This is a genomic window from Candidatus Acidiferrales bacterium, from assembly GCA_036514995.1.
Lineage (GTDB): Bacteria > Acidobacteriota > Terriglobia > Acidiferrales > DATBWB01 > DATBWB01.
On record DATBWB010000209.1, the window covers coordinates 1 to 4,595 of the forward strand.

The 4,595-nt window shown below is 62.0% G+C and carries 5 protein-coding genes; 4 read left to right on the forward strand and 1 reads right to left on the reverse strand.

Features of this window, described 5'->3' with window-relative positions; all coding sequences use genetic code 11:
- The 4 genes from VIH17_13555 to VIH17_13570 form a co-directional block, all read left to right on the forward strand.
- Nucleotides 1-551: response regulator (locus tag VIH17_13555; protein ID HEY4684259.1), on the forward strand; the 551-nt coding region annotated here is incomplete at its 5' end.
- Entirely contained in the window at nt 548-787 is a 240-nt protein-coding gene (locus VIH17_13560) for a YfhL family 4Fe-4S dicluster ferredoxin (GenBank protein HEY4684260.1), read from the forward strand. The genes VIH17_13555 and VIH17_13560, both read left to right, overlap by 4 nt.
- Nucleotides 788-1,036: 249 nt before the next feature.
- Nucleotides 1,037-2,683, forward strand: a complete 1,647-nt coding sequence (gltA, locus tag VIH17_13565; GenBank protein HEY4684261.1) for an NADPH-dependent glutamate synthase — start codon at nt 1,037-1,039, stop codon at nt 2,681-2,683.
- An 83-nt stretch (nt 2,684-2,766) separates the two neighbouring features.
- Nucleotides 2,767-3,684 (forward strand): sulfide/dihydroorotate dehydrogenase-like FAD/NAD-binding protein, encoded by a 918-nt coding sequence (locus VIH17_13570; protein HEY4684262.1) that lies wholly within the window; start codon nt 2,767-2,769, stop codon nt 3,682-3,684.
- A 730-nt stretch (nt 3,685-4,414) separates the two neighbouring features.
- On the opposite strand, the gene VIH17_13575 is transcribed toward VIH17_13570, so the two are convergent.
- Nucleotides 4,415-4,595: hypothetical protein (locus tag VIH17_13575; GenBank protein HEY4684263.1), on the reverse strand; the 181-nt coding region annotated here is incomplete at its 5' end.

The following is a 4,595-nucleotide window of genomic DNA, read 5'->3' on the forward strand; positions in this document are numbered from 1 at the left end:
CTAACCAGCTTGTAATCAGCAGGTTGGCCGGAGCGCCGGTGGGCTGGTTCCGGCATCGGCGTTGCACCCACGAACCGGGAATCACGCGCCCGAGTAGTGAAGTCATGGCAGCAGAACTTGCGCAACGGAACGGGACGGCAACGGTTCTCGCGGTGGACGATGACCCCGTCTTTCTCCAAGCCCTGGAGCGAGTCCTCGCCCAAAACGGCTATCAGGTGCGGACGGCAGCCAGTACGGCTGAGGCGCTCGCTCAACTGGAAAGAGAGCCGGTGGATCTAATGATCTCCGACCTCTGCCTCCCGGGGAACGATGCCCTTCACCTGCTTCGCGACCTGCGGAAGCGGAAGTGTTCCATCCCGGTGATCATTTTGACTGCGGGCGGCGGCGTGGAAAGCTATCTCGAAGCCATGAACTGCGGAGCCTTTGACTATGCCACCAAGCCCGTCAAGGACGTTGAGTTGCTGGCCTTGGTCCGGCGGGCGCTCGATTCCGAAGCGCGCCTTTCATCCCGTCCTTCCCCTTTATCGGAGGAGCCTTCCCCATGGCGATGACCATTTCTACGGAATGCATCAACTGCGGCGCCTGCGAGCCGGTCTGTCCTAATACGGCGATCACCGCCGGTGACAACATCTATCTCATCCATTGGGAACAATGCACCGAGTGTGTCGGCTACTACGACGAGCCGCAGTGCGTCAAGGTTTGTCCAATTGATTGCATTCCGGTCGATCCCCAGCACGTTGAGTCAAAGGAGGAACTCCTTGCGAAAGGCCAGGCGCGCGCGAACTAGCGGCAGCGCTGGGAAACACCTCTTACCGCCGCGCTGTCAAAAGAAATCGAACGGAAATCGCACGCAACAGAAGGGGAAAGGAGCCAGCGGCGAAAAGTATTTCTGCGTCCGCCCTTTTCTTGAGTTCGCTCGCGTGGCCGACGGCCGGAGCAACCGCCCCACTGGCCAGCTCTTTCGAGCCTCGGTTGTTTCGGAAAGAGTTCCTGGCCGCCATCCCCGCGCTGGGAATCCCGGCACAGAACAAGAGCTATGAACAAGGGTCAACCCAGGACGCCGAAGACGAATGACGCTCTCGATGCGGAGCGCAACTCGGCTGGCGCGGAGCATGTTTCCGCAACCCCGCCCCCGGCCGGGCCGGCCGAGCTGAAACTTCCCACTCCCAGCCCGAAAACACCGCGGCAGCATGCCCCGGAACAGGATCCGGCGGTGCGTGCCCGCAACTTTACGGAAGTGAAGCTGGACTTCACTCTCGAGCAGGCGCAGGCGGAAGCCCTGCGCTGCATCCGCTGCAAGGACCCCAAGTGTGTCGAAGGCTGCCCGGTGAATGTCCTCATCCCCGACTTCCTTGAGCTTATTTTGCTCGGAGACATCTGCGGGGCAGCCGACAAGATTCAGGAAACCAATCTTCTGCCGGCGATTTGCGGCCGCGTCTGCCAGCAGGAAAACTACTGTGAGAAGGTATGCGTCGTTGGCCTCAAACGGTCGCCCGTTGCCATCGGCGACCTGGAACGCTTTGTGGCCGACTACGACATGGCCGTGCGCGGCATCCGCGAGACCCCTTGCGATCCCCCCACGGGCAAGAAAGTGGCGATTATCGGCTCGGGGCCGGCTTCCCTCACCTGCGCCAGTGAACTGGCTCGCTTGGGACACCAGGCGACCGTCTTTGAGGCGCTCCATGAACTGGGCGGCGTGCTCGTTTATGGTATCCCGCCGTTTCGCTTGCCCCGGGAAGTGCTCCATGCCGAAATTGATCGCGTCCGCAAGATGGGAGTGGTCTTTGTGACCAACTTTGTCGTGGGGATGACGTGCACCATCGAAGAGCTGCGCAAAGAATACGATGCCATTTTCATCGGCACCGGCGCCGGCCACCCTTACCTGATGGACATCCCCGGCGAAGATTATCTCGGGGTCTATACCGCCAATGAATTTCTCACCCGCGTCAATCTGCTGGGCGGCTGGAAGTTTCCTGACTGCGACACGCCTATAGAAGTGGGCAAGCGGGTGGTGGTGGTGGGCGGCGGCAACTCGGCGATGGACGCCGCTCGGGTGGCCCTGCGCATGGGGCCGGAGAAGGTTTACGTCTTTTATCGCCGCTCGGAAGTGGAGATGCCGGCTCGCGCGGAAGAGGTCAAACACGCCATGGAAGAGGGCATCGAATTCCATTTCCTGGCCGCGCCGGTGAAGCTCGAAGCTGATGCGAACAATCGCATCTACCGCATGCAGTGCATCCAGATGCAGCTCGGCGATGCCGATGCTTCGGGACGCCGCCGGCCTGAACCCATGCTGGGCTCGGAATTCTGGATGGACGTGGATACCGTCATCGTGGCCATCGGCCAGGGTTGCAATCCCATTATCCAGCGGACGACGCCCGAGCTGCGAGTGACCAAGCGAACCACCATCCAGGCAGACGAGCGAGGCGAAACTTCGCTGGCCGGAATTTTTGCTGGCGGCGACGTCATTCGCGGCGGCTCCACGGTCTTGCTGGCCATGAAAGACGGCCGGCGCGCCGCCGCTTCCATTCAGGAGTACTTGTTGGCCAAGGAGAGTCCCGTCCCGACCCTTCCGCTGAGCCCGGTGGGCCACCTGCCGGACGGGCAGGCCCCCGCCACGGGGGGAAACGCAGTCTCGCTGAGCCCGATGGCACCCGCCACCGGGGGAGACGCGAGCAAGCACTAGCGAGGGAGCTGTGTATCTCAGTCCGCTGAGCCCGGTGGCACCTGCCACCGGGGGAGACGCGAGCAAGCACTAGCGAGGGAACGGTGTATCCAATCCTGGAGAAGGAAGATCTGGCCCCGATTCCATCGGGGCAGATTGCCCGGTTTGTCATCGAGGCGCCATTTATCGCCAGGAAGGCGCGGGTGGGCCAATTCGTGATCGTGCGCGTGCACGAGGAAGGCGAGCGGATTCCGCTGACACTGGTCGAATGGGACTCGAAGCGCGGCACAGTCACCCTGATCGTCCAGGCAGTCGGCAAGACGACCTACCACATGCTTCGGTTGAAAGCGGGCGATTCGGTTACCGACATTTGCGGCCCGCTCGGCCTGCCTGTCCCGATTGTTCGCTACGGGACAGTGATCTGCATCGGCGGCGGTGTGGGCGCCGCTGAAATTCTTCCCATTGCCAGGGAGTTCAAGGAAGCGGGCAACCACGTCATCGGCATTGTCGGGGCGCGCACCCGTGACCTCGTCATTCTCGAAGAGGAGATGCGAGCCGCCTCCCACGAGCTCTACGTCACCACCGACGACGGAACCTATGCCCGCAAGGGATTTGTCACCAATGCCCTGGCTGATCTGATTCAACAGGGAGTGACCATCGATGCCGTTGTCTCCGTCGGCCCGCTGCCGATGATGCGGGCGGTAGCCAAGCTGACGCGGGAAGCCAACCTCAAGAGCTTCGCCAGCCTGAATCCCATCATGATGGATGGCACGGGGATGTGCGGTGCTTGCCGGGTGCGCGTCGGCGGCGAAGTGAAGTTCACCTGCATTGACGGCCCGATGTTCGATGCCAACCAGGTGGATTTCGAAATGCTCGCCATGCGCAACCGCGCTTATCTCAAAAAAGAAAAGGAATCGCTCGAACTGTTTCTCACCACCTACGGACATGAACTGGAGATGGTCGGAAAAGAGTGCGTCCGGACCGGTCCCGCTCTGCGGGGCGGGCCGGAGAGAAAAACCTGATTCCTTCCGAAGGGAAAACACTCGATCAAATTGTCTTTGCGTGGCCCCCGCGGCAGGCCGCCGTCGAAACCTACCCCACTAACGACGACCTCGTTTTTGAAGAAATGTGAAATCTTAGATGCGAACCCGCCGCGGCGGGCCGCCATCGAGGTCGCCGGGGCGACCGAAACGATGGAAACTGCCCTGAAAATGGGGGCTGCTGATGCCACCTTTCATCCCGAGGCCTCGGGACGAGTCCCGATGTTGTTTTGCATGGTCCCGATTGAATCGGGATAAACTCCGGGTGCGGCTGTTGGTGTCCAGCGAGCGCGGTTTTTTTCGCGCTTTTGGGGGGGTGCTCCCGAGGCCTCGGGGCGAGTCCCGATGTTGTTTTGCATGGCGCCCGGTGCGGCTGTTGGTGTCCAGCGAGCGCGGTTTTTTTCGCGCTTTTTGGGGGGGTGCTCCCGAGGCCTCGTCCCTTGCCCCGATCACTGTTTGAGACTTGATATGGAGATCGGGGCTTGCCCCGATATATCGGGGCGAAGGCTTCGGGAGGGGACGGGGTGCGCGGATGATGACGGTGAGTGGGTGGCGGGTGAGGCAACCCGGGCGGCGACGCGGAGTACTTTCCCTGCATGGCCCGCCGCGGCGGGCGGAAATCGTGCCGGGCCCGCCGCGGCGGGGCCGATTTTGTCGAGCAACCAACTGCAGGATGCGGCGCGGCTTTCCCAGGCATCGTGGTTCGGCAAGCTCACCACAAGCGGTACCAGGCCAGGAAGGCCGGGTTGTGCTTCCAGGTGCGCCAGCTAGATTCATGGACGTGGGCGGCGCGGCTGATGGCGCGGATGCGCTTGGAGACATTGGGGTTAAGGGCGGCTTCGAGGAAACGTTGCTGGGCTGGAGTGGGGTGGAAGGTCATTCGTCGACTGGGC

Excerpts from the sequence above, each read along its gene's own strand:
- VIH17_13560 (HEY4684260.1), top strand. The coding sequence starts at position 548 with ATGACCATTTCTACGGAATGCATCAACTGCGGCGCCTGCGAGCCGGTC.
- gltA (HEY4684261.1), top strand. The coding sequence starts at position 1,037 with ATGAACAAGGGTCAACCCAGGACGCCGAAGACGAATGACGCTCTCGAT.